The 204-nt window shown below is 74.5% G+C and carries 1 pseudogene; it reads right to left on the bottom strand.

Annotation, left to right across the window (positions count from 1 at the left end):
• Nucleotides 1-204: pseudogene (locus IJ15_RS0124735) on the bottom strand (proline dehydrogenase); the annotation flags it as partial.

Genomic DNA, 204 nt, shown 5'->3' with positions numbered 1-204 from the left:
CCCCCGGCAGCCCCTGCCCCAGCGCCGACAGCTTCACCGACACCTCGATCGGACGCACCCCGGTCGCGTCGGCCTGCGGCATCCGCGCGAGTTCGGCCAGCAGCTCGAGATAGGCGACGACGGTGTCCCGGGCCCGGCCGACGTCGAGCGTGTCCTCGCCGAGGTAGTCGATGCTCACCGCGCGTCCGGCGGTCAGCAGCGCGG

The sequence above is a fragment of the Prescottella defluvii genome (genome assembly GCF_000738775.1).
Lineage (GTDB): Bacteria > Actinomycetota > Actinomycetes > Mycobacteriales > Mycobacteriaceae > Prescottella > Prescottella defluvii.
This window is presented reverse-complemented; position numbering and strand designations above follow the sequence as displayed.